Consider the following 20,769-nt stretch of genomic DNA (forward strand, 5'->3'; position numbering starts at 1 on the left):
GAACAATTGATGGAGATGCCGCTGGGACGGTCAGAGTACGTTATTTTGGAGACTTTTGTAAAGTTGAACGGCTTGCGGTGCGAAAAGAATATCGCAAAAGCAAGTTGGCTTACTAGGGTCCAGACCCATTAACGGGATTCCCAAAGTGATATAATTGTGATTCAATGCCTTGAGCAAGGAGGTATTGGATATGTCTGATTTCTTTTGGTTTTCGGATGAGCAGTGGGCGCGGATTGAGCCGCTTTTGCCGACGAAGACGCGCGGCATACTGCGTGTCGATGACCGGCACGTGCTTTCGGGGATTGTCCACGCGTTACAAAGCGGCGGGCGCTGGAGTGATTGTCCGCCGGTTTATGGGCCGAAGAAGACACTCTATAACCGCTTCGTACGCTGGGCCGAGCGCGGGATATGGGAAGATATCTTCAGTGCTCTGGCTGGAGCCGAGGGCGTACCAGACAGGCTGTTCATCGACAGCAGTTGCATCAAGGTCCACCGGACTGCCGGAGGCGCAAAAGGGGGCCTTGGCCAATGGTATCGGTCAGACACGGGGCGGCCGGAACACCAAGCTCCACGCCATCTGCGATATAAAAGGAAGACCCTGTGTCCTCCTGCTAACGCCCGGGAACGTGCACGATATGAAGGTCGCCAAGCAGTGTATCGCGGCAATGCCACCGTCTGCTGAACTGGTTGGCGACAAAGGATATGACAGCAATGATCTGCGCGACTGGCTCGCCTCTCGTGGTACCACCGCCGTTATCCCGCCCAAGCGGCATCGCAAGGTCAAACTTGACTGCGATCCCGCCATCTACAAACAGCGCAATGTCGTCGAGCGCATGTTCTGCCGCTTCAAGGACTGGCGTCGTGTCGCAACACGCTTCGACCGCAATATCAAAACCTTTATGGCAACCATCGCCATAGCTGCTACCGTAATCTGGTGGCTATAATGAGTCTGGACCCTAGTTGGTTCGCGCCGCACTCGATCATGCGCGCAAAAGGGGATTGAACAGAGCATATGGGCATTCCAGACGCGATCTTGTCCGATTCTGGCTTAATTTAAATGGTCGCTTTTTCGTCCGAATCAGACATTATATCGGACCGACGCGAACGATCGCAAATGGGTGGATTTTGTTGAAAAACTCGGTTGATTTACGATATGATTCTTATTCCGGTACTGAGGTGAACGGAGATTAATCTTGCTGATCAGGCTGGCATCAGGATTTTTTGGCAGTTTACCGAGATTTTGTGCTGTAGCGATGAAGAGGAACTCTATCTTTTGCGCCATTTGTTCCCCGCAGGCGTTGGCGGTTCAGCTTTAACATTCGCTTGAGATGCGCAAACAGCATCTCTACATTCTGCCGCTGCCTTCGCGAGGTGGTATATGAAGCGGCATTGCCGACCTTCAATTCACTCTCCATCGAAACCTTTTTGTGCCGGATCTCTGGGCTGTCCGAACATTTCATCTATTTTAACGACGACCTATTTCTCACTTCGAGGGTGGAGTTTGCTGATTTTTTTACCACGACGGGGCCAGTAATGCGCGGCGAATGGATTGATTTCTCGCATCTGCCAGAATGCGGAAATAGCAGGGACGATGCAGCGTTGCTCAATCATTACAATCAAATTGAGGCGACCAATCTTGAAGGGTTTGGCACCAAACATATGTTCGCAAGCGCGCATGTCCTCCACCGGATGCAATGCTCGATTATGGCTCAATCATTCGCCGATCATCATGGCCGGTTCGTACAAAACGCCTCTTTTCGATTTCGCGACACCGCGCAGTTTTTACCGCAAAGTCTGCACAACTACTATTGTATCAGAAACGATCTGGGCCGTATTCACCAACCACGCGACCATATTCATGTTTCCGCCGATGAAATCGCACAATGGGCAGAGCAACAAATCAACGGATTTCTGAACAGCACGCACAGGGCCAGAATAAAATTTCTGTGCATCAATCACCTACCGGAATTGGAGCGCCGGTTTCCCGACGCTCGCTGCTGGATCGAAACCGCGATTGGCTACTAGGAGAGCATCCAAAAGCCAAATATTCACGGGATCGCTGATACTGGTATGATAAAATGTAATCTCAAGGTTAAGTTCCTTGAACTTGCCCTGATTGTCTTTGGTGACGAGGATGCCTGACCAAAGCCCGGTGACACCTGATGCATCATTGCCAAATAGGAAACGGGAAGGGTCGGGATTGCGCATCATAATGTCTGGAATGATGGCTTGGAAAAACCTAGGAAGCGCAGCGTACTGAGGTCACTTGGCCGCAGTATCGTGTATTCGCCGGTGGCGTCGAGAGCATATTGTCCAGATACGGTAAGCAGTGCTCCGGTTCCATTTTTCTCAGTAAAGCTGAAGTTGCGGCTATCAAATTTCTCGGAGAAACGCTGCCCTGCGTCCGTCGAAGTCAGGTTTCCATCGCAGCTCATTTCAATTATCGATTAGCTATCGATGGTGCTCTCCACTCAATCTGTAAACAGTGACTTTGACAATCTTTTACCTGATCCAAGTGGAGTCGAGGCCCATTATATGCTATGAAGGACAGGTGTAGGTCCAAGAAAAAGCGAGTCGCAATCTTTCAGCCTTGGGTCTTACCAACCAATGTAAATACTCTTAGTTTTGAGTCGAGTCAGACGTCTGTTCAGCATAGTTGTTTCATTGTAACCGTTTGGACCTATTCGTTCCTGAATATATGTGTGTGTTCAATACCTAAACGCTATTGGTCATCGATCCGGCGATTGAGCGTAATCATGGACGTTTTAGAATCGGCTGACACCACGAAATTGCGGCGGCCTTTGCATCCATAAGGGCGGTTCAAACTTGTTCCATCTCATTGATTTCGGGGCGGGCTGCGTTCGAACAATAGAATCGGGGTCATATTACGTTCATTGCTGGAATGTGTTATGACTGATCGGTCGAGGAGATAAACATGCAAAGATCAACAAAATTGCTGGCTATGGGTTCAGCTATTGCCCTTTCGTTCAGCGCTGCCGGACTGCAAGCCGCTGGTGGCGGTGGAGGAATGAGTGGCGGCAGTCCAAGTCAAAGCGCCCCGCGTTACGACGCCGTAGCGGAATATCAGGCGGGAATCGCCTACTTGAAAGCCGATAATTTCAAGGACGCGGTAAAATCCTTCAAACGCTCGCTCAGCGTCGCCCCAAAAAACGCCAATGCCCAATATTTGCTGGGCTTCAGCTATTTGAAAATGGGTGATCATAAAAAGGCGAAAAATCCACTTGAGAAAGCGGTCAAGTACAACGCGGACCTGATAGATGCACATCGCGACCTCGCAATTACCTATCACAAACTGGGTGACGCCGAAAAAGCCAATGCCGCACTCGGCACGTTGACTGAAAAACAAACGGCATGCGGCGATGGCTGCGCACAAAAAGACCAACTGAGCTCGGCCGTGAGCGCTGTGCAAAACGCAATAATTGGTGGGGAACAGACGTCATTTATTTTGCCGCATAGTTACGGTATGTCGGATCGGGAAACCAGCGATGCGGTCTATCTAAGTGCGGTTTCCCTGATTAATGAAAGACGTTACGAGGCGGCGCTTTCAGAATTGGAACAGGCCGGCAAAGAATTTGGTCCACATCCAGATGTACTAACCTATGTCGGCTTCGCCAATCGCAAATTGAAGCGATTTGATATCGCGGAAGACTATTACCAGCGCGCGCTCGCGGTTGCTCCCGATCATTTGGGTGCGATTGAATATTATGGCGAACTAAAGGTTGAAAAAGGCGACATGGTTGGTGCCGAACATCATCTGGCACGGCTTGAGAAACTATGCGCATTTGGCTGCTATGAAGCGGAGGAACTTCGGCGTTGGATTACCGAGGCAAAGCGCTCCTAAGTTTTTGCACTATTGCAGTATCTCTGGCGTCTGCGGTCGCATTTGCAGCCGATGCGCCTTTGCTGCGCGCAGTGACATGGCTAGAAAACGAACCATCGGCGCAATTGGAAGCTTTAGGTAAAAAGGTTGTTGTCGCTCCCAGAACAGCAGCAGAAACCGACACAAGATGGGCCGTAGGCCGCGCCATATTCCAGACACCGATACTGCTAGGCGGCCAGGCGGCAAAGGCAGGTATTTCGTGTGAAAGCTGCCATAGCGGTGGAACCGCCAATCCGCATTTCCGGTTCCCGGGCATGTCGAGCGCTCCGGGCACTGCAGATGTAACCCACAGTTTTTTTAGCAAGCTGCGCGGCAATAGCACCTTCGATCCGGTGCCCATTCCTGATCTAACAAAAACGGGCAAAGTTAGCCATGAAGGTCAGGCGCTCGAAGAGTTTATACGCGGATTGATTGTCGAAGAATTTGGTGGGCTTGAACCCGATGGTGCGACACTTGATGCTCTGGCCTTTTATGTCCGCGGCCTTCGCGATGCAGAAAAGCGACCTTCAAAAATGCTCACTGTTGACGAACCACTGAGCAATATCAACTCGGCAGTATCACTTGGGAAATCGGCTGCTCGTGCGGGGCAGTTTGGCGCGGCTAAGCTGCTGCTGGCATCAGCGCGGCATCAATTGGGATTGATCCATGAGCGCTATGCCGGTTCGCGTCTGGCTCGCCACCGCAAGGCTTTATCCGATGCGGCGCAATCGCTCGGCCAAATTCAGAACCAGTTAGACGAACAACCCGAACGCGTTTCCTCCGCTCTCCTGCGCTGGGACAAGCTTTTTTATACGAAGCAAAAAGCGCTAAGGCGTGACGAAGGCAAGTCACTTTACAATCCGGATTTGCTGAAAAATCTATTGGATAAACAGGAACTTTGAATAGCAATCGCATGTTTGGCTTCATCCATCGATTTCTTGGCCGTTCCTTGAACATTGCCAACCATCAAGCGCTCGAGAACGGCGACAAGTGGGTGGTTTTCTGCCTATCCGCTTTTCGAATGATTAGCGCGAAAACCAGATATTCCATCTCGAAGTGAGAGCATAAAATACAGATAACAAGTTGTTGACTCCTAGCAGCCGAGGTGTCGATAATTTGCTCTAAATCAGAAAATGGGACCGGGGAACAAAAAATGATAACACTGCAACTGTATCTAAAACTATCTCATTGATTTCTCTGATTAATTCCAAAGAAATTAGCATCTACGAAATTTTTTATAGCTGCATTATCTTCATCATTATTCGTGCCCGTATATTTCCATATTTCTTCATGCAGGACCACCTCTTTTGACCGAGCGTCAATCCCAATCAGTGTGATCGGTACTCCTGCAGCCTTTGAGATACGTAGGTACCCCTTTTTGTATTCGCTCACTTTGCTGCGAGTTCCTTCGGGTGTCATTCCCAACCAGACATTTTCATTACGATCAAACCAATCCACCATTTGCGATGTCACACCTCTTTGCGACGAGCGGTCAATTGGCACTCCACCTAAATATTTGAAGAAAGCACTGAGCGGCCAGACAAAGGCCTCTTTTTTCATCATGAAGGAAACTTTTAGCCCGACAGACTTCATACATGCCATCGCAAGGATGAAATCCCAGTTGGAGGTATGAGGCATGCCGGCGATGATCAGCTTTTTTTCCGGCGGCAGCTTTCCGACCATTTTCCAACCCATGCACCGCAACACAAAACGTCCAAGCCATCGCGTGAACATGTTTCCCCTACGCGGGCTGAAATCGGAAAGTACATTTTCACAAACTACTCTCATATTCAAAATCCGTTGTTTGGCAGAGACAATCAGGCACGATCCGGAGATGTGGAGAAGCAGCTAAGATGATATCAGACTGTAAGAATTTTTTCAAAAACTTGGTGCACAATAACATCAATTACGGCCATGAGAGTGCTTGGCGCGGTGTTTGCTGGCACGGCCATTTACGCGTTTTCTCCATCTCCTAAAACTACCCGGTCGCATGTGGGTCCGCATGACTATTATTACATCTTTTTCACGAAGACCTGACAACGCCTGGATCATATCAAAACTGATTTCATCAGCCCAAGCCATGGCGATAATTTCAGAAGTGAATATAGTTCCCCTATCTTCCTGCTGCGTAGAAGGCACAAAATTATCGGGAAATACTGGTCGTGACATTACGCAAGCTTGAATATCTGGTCTATCATGCTCCCCAAACATCATCGTAACGGGCTGTTCCGTCCTCGCGAGGGTGATCGCGATAAGTCTTTAATGGTTGCTGAGAGGTTTTAAACACGCCTGCAGTTATAAAAATACCGAGAAGAACAGCCAAGTGTCCTACCACTAGCTCGCCATAATAAAACCATGATCCGAGGGCTGTAGAAAAGATGGTCGACCACATGATCGACAATATTGCCATAATTTGGAACCGTTGAACGCGCGGAAGGCTATTCAGTGGGTTTGAATCCGGATTCATCACAAAGGCAATCGAGTTTTCATTGAACCGCTTAACGTAATTTTGCATCAAAAACTCCTGTTGCTGGCCTTTAGACACCTGTTTTTTAATAAACATATCTAGGGCTCCGGGTTAATTACGAGCGCCAAAGCAAATTGGATCATTATTGATTTCAGCAATCGACCGATCCACAAAAAATATCATTCTTGTAATATCGATAAAGTTTGATTGTCGATGTCAATTCCCGGCTTCCCCGTTACGAAATAAGGCGAAGACGTGTGACCGTTTAACTATCTCTATTGGGGTTTTCTCGGGCGACATGCATGACGTTTTCAGAGCAATCCGAGGATGGCGATGATGGTAAGCAGCTATGGCAAATTCAGCGAAGATAAAAAGACGCAAATTGATACCGATGCGAAGCGGTTTTTGGCGAGCTTGAACTAACGCTTACGTCGGCAGTCATCCGAACAGTAGCGGACGTTTTCCCAGTCCCGTTCCCATTTCTTGCCCCATGTGAATGGTCGTCTGCATGCTTCACAGATTTAGGTTGGCAGATTGGTTTTCTTTCGCATCTTTGGCAAGGCTTAGCTTTCCGTATCCAATGCATCTGCCTCAGCACCTTCGTCTAAGGTAAAATGTTCTGCCACCAATGCCCGAACGTCTATTCTGACTTTCAGCCGAGCCGCGAGTAACGCCATGCCGCTGATTTTGCGTTGAACAAATAGTAAATCAGTCGGAGGGATATGCCATGCCGCCTTATCCACTGCGACATCCATGCCTTGTTCGCGTAATATGCTGACGAAGCCGCGATCGCCAAAATCGAATTTTCCGGGACGCGTTAACTCGTTGATAATGACATCAATCATAGCAGCGACCCGGTCGCCATGTCTGGTGATTGCTGCCTGGCTAACAAAGCCAGCTGCTAGTGCTTCCTCACGCACCCCATCACGGTCACCATTCAGCGCGGCGATTATAAGTCTTCGATAGCCGTCAGCCACTTTAGCATCGACCTCTCTTGTTGCGCCGAAGTCGAGCAGCACCAGATTTCCGGTCTCCGGTTGATAACGGTAATTTGCAAAATTAGGGTCCGACTGTATTCTCCCAAATTCAAATATTTCCCGCATCACCAATTGAAACAATAAACCCATTGCTGTGTCTCGTGTGTCCTGCGGCGCATCCACTAAAGTCTCGATCGCCTTGCCTTCCACAAAGCTCATCGCCAGTACCTGATCCGTGGTAAATTCTTCGTCCAGAACGGGGATGACATAATCTGACGCATCAGCAAGCAACTCGCCAAACAGGGTGAGATATCCACCTTCCCTCAGATAATCCGCTTCCTCGTGAAGCTGCTTTTTGGCCTCCGCCAGCAACGGAGCAATGTCTAATTCACTCGGCAACAGATTGGAAACCCGAAGTAGTGTCGCGACATTGTCTACGTCAGCATCAATGCTTTCCCTGACGCCTGGATACTGAACTTTAATCGCAAGATCACGGCCATCCGGTGTCTTTGCTCGGTGCACCTGACCAATGGATGCTGCCGCAATGGGCGTTGCGCCAAAATGGGCAAAGCGCTTGCGCCAATCCTGCCCCCATTGCTGCTCCAAAACACGCTGCAATTGTTGCGGCGGCATTCGGTGGGCGTTATCGCGCAGCCGTGCCATGATCTCGGTCAGTTCTGGCGGGAGCATGTCTCCGGCGTCCATCGAGATCATCTGACCCAACTTCATCGCGGCCCCGCGTAAATGCGATAACCGGTCCGCGACCCTCGCCACGTTGCCGGGAGTGAGGATCATGTCCCGCATAGCTGGACGTTCGCCGTCGGCCAATCGTCGTGCGCCTTCGGCAATCATGCCGCCCGCGACGCCGCTGGCTAAACGCCCGAATTGGCTCAGACGCGACAATCGTCCATTTGGCACTGCGCGGTTTTTATGTTTGATGCTATTGTCCGTCACGTCTTACCATCCCCTGCTTCCCGGTACGCCTTTGAACGGACCGGCGAGTTTGCTGGTTATCCAGCCGCCATAAAACGCACCGGGTTGCGGGATCACGGTTTCACCGTCGACGCTGCACCGATCAAACGGTCCGGCATAAAAGGCTATATGGTCTCGCAATATCAAAAAATCTTTGGTGGGACTGGGATAACTCCAGCCGATGCGCGGCAATATGGTGTCGCCGATGACCATATCATAGTAGACGGCAGCACCTTTCCACTCGCAATAGGAGCTTCCTTCCGCGTGCTGAAGCACGCCCGGGGTAATGTCCGATGCCGGAATATAGTAAGTAGGCGGATGGCTGGTCTCTAGCGTACGAACGCTGGTGTTTGTGTCGGCTACAATCTGTCCTTGATGCTGGATGGTGATCCGCGCGGAGCATGGCTCGGCAACCGCCGGGCGGGGGTAATTCCAGACACTCTCTTGTCCTGGTGCAATTGGATTCGGTCGAGGTCTCATGTCTCTAACCGGCCGCCAGCATAGCGTTGCAGGCGCGGACGGAGGCGCAGGAACAGCCGATAGCCATATTCCAATATCGGCAAAACTCCCGGAAGCTGAGCCGCAACGCCGAGCGGACGCAAGAACGGTACCGCGCGCCACATCGCGACGAAAGCAGCCGCTCCGGACAATAGAACTCCGTTTTCCTGTGCGTGAAAGCGGTCCAGCATGAATTGGCGACTGATCGGACATGTTGTATCGGGCGACATCAGATCAACAAACTCTATGGCGTCATTTTTATCGAGCCGCCGAACCATTACGATCTCCCGAAGACATAAGGGGCACCCCCCATCGTACCAAACTGTAACTTTGTTCATATTTTTACTCGCCCATTGGGACATATTGGCAATTTTGCCATATTTCACGAAAGCTTTGTTTTCGATATCGTAGAGGATCCAGATAATAGGCTTTATATGCTAACTTGTTCCGCTGAATGCCATACGGCTGAAAGACCTAAGTTATGAAGATTGCGATCATTGGTTCTGGCCTTTCTGGCCTTGCTTGTGCGGATCATTTAGTCGCTGAAGGATTTCAGATTAGCCTTTTCGACAAAGCGCGCGGTCCTGGGGGACGGATGTCAACTCGGCGGATAGATACAGCGCTCGGACAGGTCGGCTTTGATCATGGTGCCCAATATTTCACCGCCCGCGAGCACGCTTTCCAGACAGGGGTCAAACAGTGGCAGAATGCCGGCACAGTTGCGCCTTGGCCCGCCGCTGGACCGGAAGCATGGGTTGGCGTGCCCGCCATGAACGCGCCGATCAAGGCGCTCGCGGCCCGACATGATGTTTCGTGGTCGATGCGCATCGATGGCTTGGTAAAACAGCAGAACGGCTGGCAGTTGCAATGCGGGGATCACGTTATTGTGGCGCTATTTGACGCCGTTGTTTTAGCTATACCGGCAGAGCAGGCGGCGTCATTGCTGCAACCGTGGGACACCGAATTTCACACATTGGCCAGAAACACGGTATCAGCCCCATGCTGGACATTAATGCTGGCCTTTGCCCATCCCGTAAAAACAGACAAAGTGATAATTCGCGACGATGCTGTCATTGGTTCGGCCGCGCGCAATTCCGTCAAACCGGGTCGCAAAGGTCCGGACAGTTGGGTAATCCAAGCTTCTCCGGATTGGTCGGTGAACTATTTGGAAGATAGTCAGGAACAGGTCGTTTCTGCATTATCTGATCGGTTCTCTGACCTTTTGGGCGTTTCTCTCCCGGATCCGTTAGTCGCTTCCGCGCACCGGTGGCGCTATGCTCGGTCGGGTAAGACGGATCAAAGCGCACTATATAATGACGATCTAAAGATCGGCGTTTGCGGAGACTGGCTGATCGGACCAAGAGTCGAATGTGCGTGGTTGTCAGGGACGGCGCTTGCAAAGATGATACAGGGTTAAAGCGCTGCCAAGGCCAGGGTTGTTAATCCCAATCCGGTGGATAATATAATCCGTAGCCGGAGCATCCAGACCGGCATCATGCCTAGCCGGTTCAATCTGAAATCAATCCACAACGCGGCGATCAACGCTATGCCAAGCAACGCCAGTGATGGCCCGGGCCATGTTGTACCGATCATCCATGGAATACCGCTAACCACAGCCAACAGGCTTGGAACAACTGCTATACCATAGACCCATTGCGGTGCCTTAGGATTGGTAACAGCCAATCCCCACCATAGACCTCCCAAAAAGCTGAAGATCACAGCCGCATAAAGAAACGCTGCGCTGAGCGCGATGTAACGAGTGTCGTCGTCAAATACCGCGACCAAACATAACAACTGCGGCAGTAAGCCGGCTAAGCCAAGAATGCTTGCTGAAGGCGGACGGTTGTTTTGCATAGGGCTTCTCTATAGCGGTCTGACCAAGAAAAAACCGCCGCCACTGAATGTCAGTAGCGGCGGCAAAGGGTACCCATCGAGGGAGGGAGGAGAGCGGGATACCCTGAACGTTGTTCCAGTTAGGGCATCAAAACCGTATCAATCACATGGATGACGCCGTTAGATGTTTTGATATCGGCTTTCACCACATTTGCATTGTCGACTTTCACGCCATCGGTTCCATCTACCGAAACAGTTGTTCCTTGCACGGTGGCCACCTCGATTTGTTTGCCCGCGAGGCTCTTGGAGTACACTTTCCCGGATAGGACATGATAGGTAAGGATGGACACAAGCTGGTCCTTATTCTCTGGTTTCAAGAGTGTCTCAACTGTACCAGCGGGCAGTTTGGCAAATGCTTCATCCGTTGGAGCAAAAACAGTAAATGGACCGGCGCTGCGTAACGTCGCTTCCAAGCCTGCAGCCTGAACAGCGGCAGTTAGGGTCTTGAATGATCCGGCAGCAACTGCGGTATCCACGATATCAACCGATGGAGCTTTGGCGTAATGATCTGCCTTGGCTGCCGTTACGGGCGCCAATGCAAAGGCGAATACGGTCATTGATGTAATGGCAGCAGCTGATGCGCTGGCGAAGATTTTGGATATGGTCATAAAGTTTCCTTTGGGGATTGTTCAAACGATTGTCCCTCAGACTACGAATGACCTGCCCAACTGGATCATTTTTTGTGACAATTTCTTCAAAAGGGTTTCGGCCCATATAATAAGCCAAAACAATTTCACCGGAAGATGATCCAAAACCAGCGCTTGACCGTATGCTTGTTATTGGAGATTGAGATGCGTGACCAAATGCAATGTGAAATGGAGACAAAAGGTTCGGACAACTTGTCCGGTCGGTCCGCTATTGTGAAGGCTCTTCCTGGAAGAGAGATTAAAGATGCTGCTCTTATCGAACGCATCAGTAGATCGCGGGATCGCGCTGCGCTCGAAGAAATCGCTGCTCACTATGCACCGCGCTTGAAGGCTTGGTTGACGTATCGCGGTGAACAATCCTCCACAGCAGAAGACATCGTCCAGGACGTTTTGATTTCGGTGTGGACCAAGGCAAATCAATTTGATCCGGCCAAGGGCGCATTCTCATCGTGGGTATTCCGCATGGTTCGCAACACATGGATCGATCACAAACGCAAACATGATCGTATGCAACCCACGGCACCAGACGTCATTTCGACTATGGCTGATTCCCCCGTCGCCGCCGCGGATGCTGAATTAGACGAGTCACAGGCAGCAATGGCCGTTCAGGCTGAACTGGCGAAACTGCCGGTGGAGCAGAAGCAAATGCTGCACATGGCCTTTTTCGAAGGCCTGTCCCACAGCCAGATCGCAGAGCGAACTGGTTTGGCACTCGGTACGGTGAAAAGCCGTATTCGTGTGCCGCTTAAAAATATGAAATCAAAATTAGAGAATTTTCGCGGAGTTAACCAATGAATAGTTCAACCCAAACTGCCTTTCATTCTGTCGGTGAAGAATGGCTTGCTTCCTATTGCGCCGGAGGCTTGTCGCGGGCTAAGCATTTGCTCATTTCCTGTCAGTCTGCACTGAAGCCGGAATTGTCATCGCGTATTGATGCTATGGATCAGGTCGGGGGCGCTCTCTTGGAGTCTGCGCAGGGAGAAGCTCTTTCGAGCGATTTTTTCGCGCGGGTATTGGATAAGATGGAATCTATGCCGGTTTCCGAAGAGGCAGGAGCAAGCCAAGCACAACCTGAAAATAGTGCCGGGAAGTCGTGGGTTCCATCACCCCTCGAAGATTTTTTAAAAAACATCGGACAAGAGTTAAAATGGAAGAAGCTTGGCTTTGGTGTCGAGCGGGCATCGCTAGCCAATGATAACGGCGAGGAACTCTATTTGCTCAAAGCCCGTCCCGGATTGAAAGTGCCCCGTCACACTCATGAAGGGGAAGAGTGGGCTCTCATCCTGCAGGGCGGTTATTCAGTCGGAGATGAAAGCTATGGTCTTGGCGATCTTCATCGAGAGGATGAAAGCTGCACGCATCAGCCGATTGTCGATGATGATGGTGAGGCGTGCATTACATTGGTCGCCCTCGAAGGCAGCTTGAAATTTTCAAACCCGGTCATGAGAATGTTGAAACCTGTAATTGGAATATAGAGCGCGATAATGTGTAACAAAATTCGTAAGGGGCTAGTCTCGTCTATCGGAGTTTTCGCCGTAATGGGATGTGCACATGCACAGGATAGCATTGAGCAGCCAAAATACGACGTGATCAAACAGTCCGATGGCGTCGAGCTGCGCAACTATGCGCCTTATCTCGCTGCGGAAGTGACCATAGAGGCGGGGTCATCGGACGAAGCATCCAACAAGGGCTTCAGGCAACTGGCCGGATATATCTTCGGCGGCAACCAGCGCGCAGACAAAATTGCCATGACCGCACCGGTTACAACGCAGGCGAAATCAGCTTCCACGACGATTGCGATGACGGCGCCTGTCACGACTTCCAAGAATGAAGACGGCGCTTATACAATTCAATTTTCGATGCCTTCGAAATGGACAATGGATACGCTACCAATTCCTGATAATGACAAGATCGAATTGACCGAGATTCCGGCCGAACAACGCGTCGCTTATCGATACATCGGTACACGCTCCGAAGCGCTCATTAAGGAAGCTGCTGCGAAAATTGAAGACTTCCGCAAAGCCGAAGATTTGGAAGCAGCTTCATCTTTGATCGTCGCCGGATATGATGGACCAAGTGTGCCACAGGCACAGAGGCGCTGGGAAGTCATGCAGATCGTCAAACGATCTGTTCAATGAATATTTGGCGCCTCTATTAATGAAATCCATTCTCGTCCTCATCGCAGCAATTGCGTTTGCTATCTCACCGTTTTTTGTCGCCCGATTTTGGTGGTTTTGATCCCGAGCCCTATCCCATACCGCAACGCAACTCTGCTGTTCTGTTCCCCGTCAGCGATCGATAGACAGATTAGCGTCATATAATAAGGGAGTATTTTGGTTTCATTGCAGTGACTGTAAGGAACGAAGATGAAAGCAAAATACTCAAAAGCCTCCACAGAGCGGGTGGTGAAAGATATCCGCAGAGCGACCCGCAAGCAATATAGCGCGGAAGAGAAGATACGGATCGTGCTGGAAGGGCTGCGTGGAGAGGATAGTATCACGGAGCTATGCCGGCGTGAAGGTATCGCGCAGGGTGTTTATTATAAATGGTCAAAGGACTTCATGGAGGCCGGGAAGAAGCGGCTTGCTGGTGACACGGCTCGCGCGGCAAACAATGAAGAGGTGACAGAGCTTCGCCGTGAGGGCCGTGATCTGAAGGAAGTTGTAGCAGAGCTAACACTTGAGAACCGGCTGCTCAAAAAAAGCATGATCGGGGATGGGGAGTTAGAGGAATGAGATACCCTGCCACTGAGAAGCTGGAGATTATCAAGCTGGTGGAGCGCTCACATCTGCCAGCGAAGCAGACGCTAGACAAGCTGGGCATTGCCCGGCCTACCTTCTACCGATGGTATGATCTGTATCAGCGGTTCGGCGAAGATGCGCTGGAAGACAAGCGCCCTGGACCGCGCCGTGCGTGGAACCGGATACCGGATGATATCCACGACCAGATACTGGAAATGGCGCTGGAACGCTGCGAACTGAGCCCGCGAGAGCTGGCGGTGACGTACACCGATGAGCAGCGCTACTTTGTATCGGAAGCCAGCGTTTACAGGCTTCTGAAGGCGCATGACCTGATTACCAGCCCGAACTTCATCGTGATGAAGGCTGCCAGCGAGTTTAAGGACAAGACGACTGCACCCAATCAGCTATGGCAGACGGACTTTACCTACCTGAAGATCATTGGCTGGGGCTGGTATTATCTCTCCATCATACTCGATGACTATAGCCGCTATATCATTGCATGGAAGCTTTGCACGACGATGAAAGCTGAGGATGTTACCGATACGCTGGAACTGGCATTAACAGCATCAGGTTGCGATCAGGCCCATGTGTTACATAAGCCCCGGCTGCTATCGGACAATGGTCCCAGCTATGTCGCGGGAGAACTGGCTGACTGGCTCAAAGACAGAAACATGCGCCATGTCCGCGGCGCACCCTTCCATCCACAAACACAGGGTAAAATCGAGCGTTGGCATCAGACCTTGAAGAACCGCATCCTGCTCAAGAATTATTATCTGCTCGGCGATCTGGAGGCGCAGGTCGAAGCGTTCGTCGAATATTACAACCATCAGCGCTATCACGAGAGCCTGAAAAACGTCACACCCCCCGATGCCTACTTCGGCAGAGCGCAAGCCATCATCAAACAGCGAGAAAGGATCAAACGAAAAACCATCGAACATCGGCGCTTGCAATACCGCAAGATCGCCGCCTAATATCAACCAACCAGATGGAACCAAATACTCGCCTATTTTAAACCAGAATCAGTCTCACATTCGCTCACATCGCAAGCGATAGTAGCGACCCTCACACCGCGCTCGCGCAATTCTTCCGCGACGCCTTCTTCCTCCGCGCCAATGCTCAGGTCAGAAACGACACAATTGGCGCCTTCATCGGCAAAGCGCTGCAATATGCCTTGGCCCAATCCCTTTTCCTTGCCCGATCCTGTGACGACAATGGTCTTTCCGTCAAATTTTCCAGCCATGATTACAAATCTTCGGTCAATATGAACTGCGGGTTATCGGCATAGTCCTGAAACGGCGCGGCCATGGCCTGAAATTCATCGGTGGAAATATCCGCAACAAACGGATCCATCCCGGTGATGTCCAATATCTCCACATATTGATAAGGCGAAGCATCTTCCGAGCCGAACAGGCCAGTCGCTTTGTGCACGGTAAATTTCTCGACCGATCCCAAACCATTCACACCGGGAATATCTGCGGTTTTGGCCCAGGCTTCATAATCAGCAGCGCTCACGCCGTCCTTCAGATTGAACACAACTATGATGCGCATCATCTCTCTCCTTAAAATTGTTTCATGAAAAATTCAGGCTGGCGATAGGCGAAGAGCTGGTTATCCAGTTTGCGAGCCAGTGCAAACAGACCGCCTTCGTTTCCAGCCGCACCAACTATCTGTACGGCCACCGGAAGTCCGTCTTCATTCAACCCTGAAGGTATCGTGATTGCCGGCAGACCAGCAATATTTGCCAGACAGGTAAAATCCGCCTGATTGGCAGGCGCCTTGTCTTCATGGCTAAACGCCGCTTGCGGCGTAGTCGGCAACAAAATCGCACCAGATTTTCCAACGGCTTCGATCACCGCATCACGTGTTTCAGCCAGAATTTTCCTGTCTTCTGCAAGGTCATCCTCGCTGCGCTCGGGACCAAAGGTGAGCAAAAATTTCAAGCTGTCAGAAACACCTGTCGGATTGGTTTCAACTGTTTCCTTGAGCGATTCAGAAAGTGCCAGCGATGTTAAAATAAACCCCGCATAGCGGATACGGGTGAGCGGGTAAGGCAAGGAAAATTCCGTGCTTGCATCCATGAGATGCTTCGCTTTTTCGTACCCCTTAAGAACGGCCTCTTCACATTCGACATCGCCGAGATTTTTCAATAATATAATATTATCAATGGTTCGCGGGACATTAAAATCGATCAGAACCCGCGAGCAGGCCTCCAATGACTCCATCGACCGCGCCAATGGGCCGATGCTATCAAGCGATGCTTCGGCGATCTCCAGACCATCCTGGCTGATCGCACCGTGCGTTGGCTTTAGACCATATATGCCGCAATAGGCCGCTGGAATACGCACTGATCCCATAGTATCGGAACCCAGCGCGATATCGCATATTCCAGCTGCCACCGCCGCGCCGCTGCCGCCGGACGAGCCGCCGGGCGTATATCCGATTTTATGCGGGTTTTGCGTAGCGCCAAAAAACGGATTGTCGGTTTTGGCTCCAAGCGCAGCCTCTTCCATATTGAGGATACCAACAATCGCCGCGCCTGCTGATTTTAGTTTTGCGACGGCGTCAGCGTCTTTATTCGCTATTCTATCCCGATAGGCTCCGATACCCGCCGTCCAGGGCAATCCCTCGACAGCAATATTGGCTTTTACACCCAGAGTATTATCTTCAAATATACCTTCGCCAAAATAGGCATGTGCGTTAAAATCCGTAAAAGCCTTCAGCGTCTCGTTCGCCTCTTCAAGATCTTTCCAGTTAATCATTCCGCCGTCTAGACACCCCGCTCATCAATCAACCGTATCGGCTTTTGCCTTGTGTCGATCTGTGTATCTTTGGCGGTTTCTCCTGCGCCGACAAGAGAAATTTTCACTTCTATCCCTAATCCTTTGCGTAGGAGATCGGCAATTTCCGTAGCGTCGCTGCCTCCTCTACTTTCAAGCGTAACGTGCATATCGTCGCGACCGGCATCATCACGGGTCACCCGGCAGACATATTCGCCAGTCAATTCTGACTGATTTTCAATCAGCGAGCCAATCGCGTGCGGAAAAATATTGATGCCGCGCAGCTTCACCATATTATCGCTGCGGCCTTTAAAGCCGGTGATGCGTTTGAACACCATCCCGGTGGCGTTTGTGTCGGTCCGCTCCTCGGTAATATCATGGGTGTTGAAACGGATGCATGGCGCGATATCGTCCTTGAACAGGCAGGTGACAACCATATCGCCGGTTTCACCCGGCGCAACCGGCGCGCCGCCGTCAACATCCAGCAATTCCAGATATTGCGCATCTTCCCACACATACATGCCGTCACGTTCCGGACCTTCGCCGGCGATGGAGCCAGTGTCACCCACACCGTACCAATCGAAAGCCTTTGCGCCCTGCCATGCAGCTTCGGTTGAAGCGCGATCTTCGGTCCCCAAATGACCGATGATCATTTTAAGCTTGATCCGGTCAAACAGTTTTTCCGCCGCCGCTGTGTCCGCCAGCTTGCGAATATAATCGACAAATCCCACCATGCAGGTGACGTTGAAGTCCGCCATGAGATTCACCTGATTAACCGAGCGCGTTTCAATCCCCGTGCCTGCGCTCAGGAACAATGAATTGGTGAAATGCGTAACAGCTTCGCGGATATAATGCCCGCCGTTGATCATGCCATGACCATAAACCGATTGCACCACATCCTCGCGGCCCAGTCCCATCCAGCGGTACATTCTGCCCACAAGCAGATTCGTAATCTCGCGACCCTTGGGACCAAACATGAGCGGCTGGGGGCGACCGGTTGTGCCCGAGGTTGTATGGAAAACCACCGGATCATCACCCCGTCCGTCAAAGTCTCCGTAGGGCGGAAAATCGTTAACCGACGCCATCAGGTCACTCTTGTCATAGACCGGCAGCTTGGTGATATCTGCGAGGCTTTTTATGTCGCCTGGCTCGATGCCCTGATTGCCCCAAAGACGCCGGTAAAATGGAATCTCCCAGCCACGTATCATCAGTTTTTGGAACTGCGTGTCCTGAATGGCATAAAGCTCGTCACGCGACATATGCGTATAACGTACGACAAACGCATCGCCGACCGGATATTGGTCAAGCATGGCTTTGGCGTCAAATGCTTCAAAATAGGTTGGGAAACTCATTGGGGCTCCATTGCATAGGCTAGAGGATTATCAAAAATACGCGGGTCACAGTCTTCGCTGGCCAGACTGTGCGCCAGATCGCGTTTGGATTGTGTTTGCGCATCGGACATGGGCGCCGTCGGGCTTCCGAGATTGTCGGTGATGTTTTTCTCGATCTGGCTGCGGTTCTTCAGAACGATGTTCAGTTGTTGCGGCGCAAGGGCGTTGTGATCGGGATTGTCGTCGATCCGGACCGTCACTTTTTCACCCAGAGAAGCAAGCGCCGGATTGGCAAATTCTTGCGCCGTAAAACAGCGCGGATCAATGATCCCGTCGCGCAGCATCAATGACACCAGAAACGGCAGGCACAGCCGCGCATAGCTGGGTGTCATATCTCTTTCATAGGCTCGCCCGACAAGCCGGTGGATCAGCGGCGGCGCGGCGACATCAACCGCAATGACCTGCGCTGGATCAAGCGACCCATCGCGCAACATATCATCCAGCGCGCCCAGAACCCCGTGACTGGCACGACCTGACGGAAAGGGTTTGGTGCTCACTTCTTCGATCAACCATTTGGATCCAATAGTGTCGGTGTAACGCGCGAGATCGCCCGGTTCGAATAGTTTGAAATAGCCGAACGGACCTTCAAGCGCATCATGCGGACCATTCATTCCCGATTTTACCAGATCAACCGCCGTGATGGCAGCGCGGGCGGCATTGGCGATTTGCAGGGGCAGAGCAATTGAGGCTTCGACATGCGCCTGCATGGTGCCAGCCGCTTGCGAGCAGGCGAGTCCCAAAACATCGGCATATTGCTTTTCTGTCAGGCCTTCGAGACGCGCAACGGCCAAAGCGGCTCCGATAATACCGGCTGTTGCGGGGCGGAAAAACTGCATCGCGCCCGTCGCGGCAACGCCCATGCCGCTGGCAATATCTACGCCCACTGACAGAGCGACCAAGAACACATCAACATCGCAGCCGCTCATCCGGTCTGCGCTTGCCAACAGCGCGGCGGTGACAACCGACATCGCATGGACGACGGCAGGTTCATGCACCGCGTCCCATTCGAGGCAGTGGATGGCAAACCCGTTAAACCAGGCCGCCGATGGCGATGGCATTCTCATGTCGAGACCCAGCAACCGCGCGTCATCGCCGCTACCCCAGCCTCTCACTGCAGGGAGCATGGCCTGCGCTTCACCAGAACGCGCGCCTGCCGCACCGCCGGCCAAAGTGTCGCCAAGCAGACGCAATGTTGCCGCTTTGGTAGCCTCGGGCAAATCATGTTTTGCTGCCGCGAAATCAAGGATTTTCCGGGTATGGCTCACGATAGCCAATCTCTCAGCATTTTGTGGATCGCTTCCGGATCATCACCGTTTAGGGCTAAATCGATGGCCCGGTCTGCTTCCACATCAGGCAAACGACCCCAAGCGATCAGCGCCCGCGCTTTGCCGATAATGCCATCTCTTGAAAGCGGTCGTTCAGGGTCACCCTGTGTGTCGACCAAATCAAAGGTTTGGCCACTGCAAGTAATGCGCGCACCATAATGTTCAGGATAACGGGCGGTAACATCCTCCGCCGCTTTGACTGTCACCCGCCTTCGCGCTTTGGCAAAAGCGGCAATCGCATCCTGCTCAAAATCGGCCAGTTCCGGCACGCCTTTTTCGGCAACGACAGCAACAGCTTGCTGCAAGGAAAATTTTGCGTCCACCACTGTTTGCGGGTCTGGCCGGTCGCAAAACGTGATCGCATCAGCATAGGTCTCGACAAGAACTTCGCCGTCCAGAGAACCCAGCTTGGCTTTCAATTCCAGCGCCGCATCAATTGCGGGATGGGCATGGCGGCAAGCGCCCCAGGGTTTGAAGCTCACCTCATGGATGCGCCACTTTCTCGGGAAAGTTATTCGCTTGGGATTTTCGCAAGTCGCGGCGTAAAGGCCTTGCGGGCCTTCCAGTATGAACCGAGGGCCAACGGCACCATGCGCAGCATAAAACCCGGCGCTTCCGCCGTTAGATAAAGCTCTTTCGATGTGCCATTGCTTCGCATCAGTGTTTTCATGGCGCATCTGCCATAAGCCCCCAGAAACGGAACCGGCTAACCCCAGCGCAGAGACAGTCTTGTCCAAATCCGAACCATAGAGTGATGAAACTGCAGCCGCTGCACCAAAAACTCCTGCCGTCGATGTGTTGTGATAGAACCGGTAATGACAATCATCAAACGTTGATCCAATAGCAATCGTGGCTTCATATCCTTTTATCGCGGCATCCAGAATATCATCCATCGCGTATTGGCCGCCAACCATTAATGTTGGCCAAATTACAGGCCCGGGGTGCAATATTGACGAGCGGTGGATATCATCCATTTCCATAATATTGCCAAGCCAAGCCGCTTTGCTGGCAATATTTTCTTCCTTGTAACCGAGTTGTTGTTCTGCCAGATCACTCTGCCGCGCCCCGGCAACGCACCCCAGCCAATCGAGCAAATGCAGCCGCGCCCGCTGCCGGGTCGCTTCATCAACCGGACGCATCAAATGCTTGGCCAATTTCTCGGTCAGGCTCTCTTGCGTCATGGTGCGGTCCGCCTTAAGAT

General features: G+C 51.7%; 27 protein-coding genes and 2 pseudogenes. 10 read left to right on the forward strand and 19 right to left on the reverse strand.

Annotated features, from left to right (window positions below):
• The first annotated feature begins 190 nt into the window (after positions 1 to 190).
• A protein-coding gene (locus HF685_RS09340) for an IS5 family transposase (RefSeq protein ID WP_168819517.1) occupies positions 191 to 944 on the forward strand; the annotation gives its coding sequence in 2 pieces (ribosomal slippage) (positions 191 to 522 and positions 521 to 944; 756 coding nt in all).
• A 275-nt stretch (positions 945 to 1,219) separates the two neighbouring features.
• On the opposite strand, the pseudogene HF685_RS16360 reads toward HF685_RS09340, so the two are convergent.
• Positions 1,220 to 1,373 (reverse strand): annotated as a pseudogene (locus tag HF685_RS16360) (transposase); the annotation flags it as partial.
• Between HF685_RS16360 and HF685_RS16715 the strand changes: the two are divergent.
• Positions 1,372 to 1,464: pseudogene (locus tag HF685_RS16715) on the forward strand (hypothetical protein); the annotation flags it as partial. The pseudogenes HF685_RS16360 and HF685_RS16715 sit on opposite strands and share 2 nt — an antisense overlap.
• A 12-nt stretch (positions 1,465 to 1,476) precedes the next feature.
• Here the strand turns inward: HF685_RS16715 and HF685_RS16365 are convergent.
• On the reverse strand, positions 1,477 to 1,659 hold the full coding sequence (locus HF685_RS16365) for a hypothetical protein (protein WP_246218562.1): 183 nt from the start codon (positions 1,657 to 1,659) through the stop codon (positions 1,477 to 1,479).
• 16 nt (positions 1,660 to 1,675) lie between these two features.
• On the opposite strand from HF685_RS16365, the gene HF685_RS16370 reads away from it, so the two are divergent.
• Positions 1,676 to 1,915 carry a hypothetical protein gene (locus HF685_RS16370; protein ID WP_246218563.1) on the forward strand — a complete coding sequence of 80 codons (240 nt, stop codon included), beginning with the start codon at positions 1,676 to 1,678 and terminating at the stop codon, positions 1,913 to 1,915.
• A 44-nt stretch (positions 1,916 to 1,959) separates the two neighbouring features.
• On the opposite strand, the gene HF685_RS09355 is transcribed toward HF685_RS16370, so the two are convergent.
• A complete protein-coding gene (locus tag HF685_RS09355) occupies positions 1,960 to 2,211 on the reverse strand; it encodes a hypothetical protein (RefSeq protein ID WP_168817422.1) in 252 nt (83 codons plus the stop codon).
• Complete coding sequence (locus HF685_RS09360; RefSeq protein ID WP_168819521.1) at positions 2,208 to 2,435, reverse strand: hypothetical protein; 228 nt, start codon at positions 2,433 to 2,435, stop codon at positions 2,208 to 2,210. The genes HF685_RS09355 and HF685_RS09360 overlap by 4 nt, the downstream gene beginning before the upstream one ends.
• Before the next feature lie 500 nt (positions 2,436 to 2,935).
• Here HF685_RS09360 and HF685_RS09365 point away from each other — a divergent pair, with 500 nt between their 5' ends.
• Positions 2,936 to 3,862 carry a tetratricopeptide repeat protein gene (locus tag HF685_RS09365; RefSeq protein ID WP_168819523.1) on the forward strand — a complete coding sequence of 309 codons (927 nt, stop codon included), beginning with the start codon at positions 2,936 to 2,938 and terminating at the stop codon, positions 3,860 to 3,862.
• A complete protein-coding gene (locus HF685_RS09370; RefSeq protein WP_168819525.1) occupies positions 3,835 to 4,782 on the forward strand; it encodes a hypothetical protein in 948 nt (315 codons plus the stop codon). Before HF685_RS09365 ends, HF685_RS09370 begins: the two co-directional genes overlap by 28 nt.
• Positions 4,783 to 5,065: 283 nt before the next feature.
• On the opposite strand, the gene HF685_RS09375 is transcribed toward HF685_RS09370, so the two are convergent.
• The 7 genes from HF685_RS09375 to HF685_RS09405 form a co-directional block, all read right to left on the reverse strand.
• The gene (locus HF685_RS09375; RefSeq protein ID WP_211051096.1) at positions 5,066 to 5,563 is read right to left on the reverse strand and encodes a 1-acyl-sn-glycerol-3-phosphate acyltransferase; all 498 of its coding nucleotides are present in this window, start codon (positions 5,561 to 5,563) and stop codon (positions 5,066 to 5,068) included.
• Between the two features lie 219 nt (positions 5,564 to 5,782).
• Complete coding sequence (locus HF685_RS09380; RefSeq protein ID WP_168819527.1) at positions 5,783 to 6,049, reverse strand: TIGR03643 family protein; 267 nt, start codon at positions 6,047 to 6,049, stop codon at positions 5,783 to 5,785.
• Between the two features lie 25 nt (positions 6,050 to 6,074).
• Positions 6,075 to 6,443 (reverse strand): hypothetical protein, encoded by a 369-nt coding sequence (locus HF685_RS09385; RefSeq protein WP_168819529.1) that lies wholly within the window; start codon positions 6,441 to 6,443, stop codon positions 6,075 to 6,077.
• 323 nt (positions 6,444 to 6,766) lie between these two features.
• Complete coding sequence (locus tag HF685_RS09390; protein WP_246218825.1) at positions 6,767 to 6,868, reverse strand: DUF2256 domain-containing protein; 102 nt, start codon at positions 6,866 to 6,868, stop codon at positions 6,767 to 6,769.
• Between the two features lie 42 nt (positions 6,869 to 6,910).
• On the reverse strand, positions 6,911 to 8,278 hold the full coding sequence (locus HF685_RS09395) for an ABC1 kinase family protein (protein ID WP_168819531.1): 1,368 nt from the start codon (positions 8,276 to 8,278) through the stop codon (positions 6,911 to 6,913).
• Between the two features lie 3 nt (positions 8,279 to 8,281).
• On the reverse strand, positions 8,282 to 8,776 hold the full coding sequence (locus HF685_RS09400; protein ID WP_168819533.1) for a DUF427 domain-containing protein: 495 nt from the start codon (positions 8,774 to 8,776) through the stop codon (positions 8,282 to 8,284).
• Positions 8,773 to 9,072: a DCC1-like thiol-disulfide oxidoreductase family protein gene (locus HF685_RS09405; protein ID WP_246218564.1), complete on the reverse strand. Its 300-nt coding sequence runs from the start codon at positions 9,070 to 9,072 to the stop codon at positions 8,773 to 8,775. Before HF685_RS09405 ends, HF685_RS09400 begins: the two co-directional genes overlap by 4 nt.
• Positions 9,073 to 9,275: 203 nt before the next feature.
• Between HF685_RS09405 and HF685_RS09410 the strand changes: the two genes are divergently transcribed.
• Positions 9,276 to 10,211: an NAD(P)/FAD-dependent oxidoreductase gene (locus HF685_RS09410; RefSeq protein ID WP_168819537.1), complete on the forward strand. Its 936-nt coding sequence runs from the start codon at positions 9,276 to 9,278 to the stop codon at positions 10,209 to 10,211.
• On the opposite strand, the gene HF685_RS09415 is transcribed toward HF685_RS09410, so the two are convergent.
• A complete protein-coding gene (locus HF685_RS09415; protein WP_246218565.1) occupies positions 10,208 to 10,579 on the reverse strand; it encodes a DUF3429 domain-containing protein in 372 nt (123 codons plus the stop codon). The two genes, HF685_RS09410 and HF685_RS09415, sit on opposite strands and share 4 nt — an antisense overlap.
• 188 nt (positions 10,580 to 10,767) lie before the next feature.
• Positions 10,768 to 11,295, reverse strand: coding sequence for a fasciclin domain-containing protein (locus HF685_RS09420; RefSeq protein ID WP_211051098.1), 528 nt, complete (start codon positions 11,293 to 11,295; stop codon positions 10,768 to 10,770).
• A gap of 183 nt (positions 11,296 to 11,478) precedes the next feature.
• Between HF685_RS09420 and HF685_RS09425 the strand changes: the two genes are divergently transcribed.
• From HF685_RS09425 to HF685_RS09440, 4 genes are all read left to right on the forward strand, one after another.
• Positions 11,479 to 12,129, forward strand: a complete 651-nt coding sequence (locus tag HF685_RS09425) for a sigma-70 family RNA polymerase sigma factor (RefSeq protein ID WP_168819539.1) — start codon at positions 11,479 to 11,481, stop codon at positions 12,127 to 12,129.
• On the forward strand, positions 12,126 to 12,809 hold the full coding sequence (locus HF685_RS09430) for a ChrR family anti-sigma-E factor (RefSeq protein WP_168819540.1): 684 nt from the start codon (positions 12,126 to 12,128) through the stop codon (positions 12,807 to 12,809). Before HF685_RS09425 ends, HF685_RS09430 begins: the two co-directional genes overlap by 4 nt.
• Positions 12,810 to 12,872: 63 nt before the next feature.
• The gene (locus HF685_RS09435) at positions 12,873 to 13,472 is read left to right on the forward strand and encodes an SOUL family heme-binding protein (RefSeq protein WP_168819541.1); all 600 of its coding nucleotides are present in this window, start codon (positions 12,873 to 12,875) and stop codon (positions 13,470 to 13,472) included.
• 228 nt (positions 13,473 to 13,700) lie between these two features.
• Positions 13,701 to 15,046, forward strand: a protein-coding gene (locus tag HF685_RS09440; RefSeq protein ID WP_168819542.1) for an IS3 family transposase whose coding sequence is annotated in 2 segments (ribosomal slippage) — positions 13,701 to 14,031 and positions 14,031 to 15,046 — 1,347 coding nt in all. Because the reading frame shifts where the segments join, the coding sequence is not laid out codon by codon here.
• A 32-nt stretch (positions 15,047 to 15,078) separates the two neighbouring features.
• Here HF685_RS09440 and HF685_RS09445 read toward each other — a convergent pair.
• Genes HF685_RS09445 through HF685_RS09470 form a run of 6 tightly spaced genes read right to left on the reverse strand, consistent with a single transcriptional unit; the run spans position 15,079 to position 20,749 of the window.
• Complete coding sequence (locus HF685_RS09445) at positions 15,079 to 15,315, reverse strand: SDR family NAD(P)-dependent oxidoreductase (protein WP_168819544.1); 237 nt, start codon at positions 15,313 to 15,315, stop codon at positions 15,079 to 15,081.
• A 2-nt stretch (positions 15,316 to 15,317) separates the two neighbouring features.
• Positions 15,318 to 15,626, reverse strand: coding sequence for an REDY-like protein HapK (locus HF685_RS09450; protein WP_168819545.1), 309 nt, complete (start codon positions 15,624 to 15,626; stop codon positions 15,318 to 15,320).
• 8 nt (positions 15,627 to 15,634) lie between these two features.
• Positions 15,635 to 16,834 (reverse strand): amidase, encoded by a 1,200-nt coding sequence (locus HF685_RS09455; RefSeq protein ID WP_168819547.1) that lies wholly within the window; start codon positions 16,832 to 16,834, stop codon positions 15,635 to 15,637.
• Between the two features lie 8 nt (positions 16,835 to 16,842).
• Complete coding sequence (locus tag HF685_RS09460) at positions 16,843 to 18,204, reverse strand: phenylacetate--CoA ligase family protein (RefSeq protein ID WP_168819549.1); 1,362 nt, start codon at positions 18,202 to 18,204, stop codon at positions 16,843 to 16,845.
• Complete coding sequence (locus tag HF685_RS09465) at positions 18,201 to 19,508, reverse strand: MmgE/PrpD family protein (RefSeq protein ID WP_168819551.1); 1,308 nt, start codon at positions 19,506 to 19,508, stop codon at positions 18,201 to 18,203. The genes HF685_RS09460 and HF685_RS09465 overlap by 4 nt, the downstream gene beginning before the upstream one ends.
• The gene (locus HF685_RS09470; protein WP_168819552.1) at positions 19,505 to 20,749 is read right to left on the reverse strand and encodes an MmgE/PrpD family protein; all 1,245 of its coding nucleotides are present in this window, start codon (positions 20,747 to 20,749) and stop codon (positions 19,505 to 19,507) included. Before HF685_RS09470 ends, HF685_RS09465 begins: the two co-directional genes overlap by 4 nt.
• Positions 20,750 to 20,769 lie beyond the last annotated feature (20 nt).

Origin of the sequence: Parasphingorhabdus halotolerans, from assembly GCF_012516475.1 — a bacterium.
GTDB classification, from domain to species: Bacteria; Pseudomonadota; Alphaproteobacteria; order Sphingomonadales; family Sphingomonadaceae; genus Parasphingorhabdus; species Parasphingorhabdus halotolerans.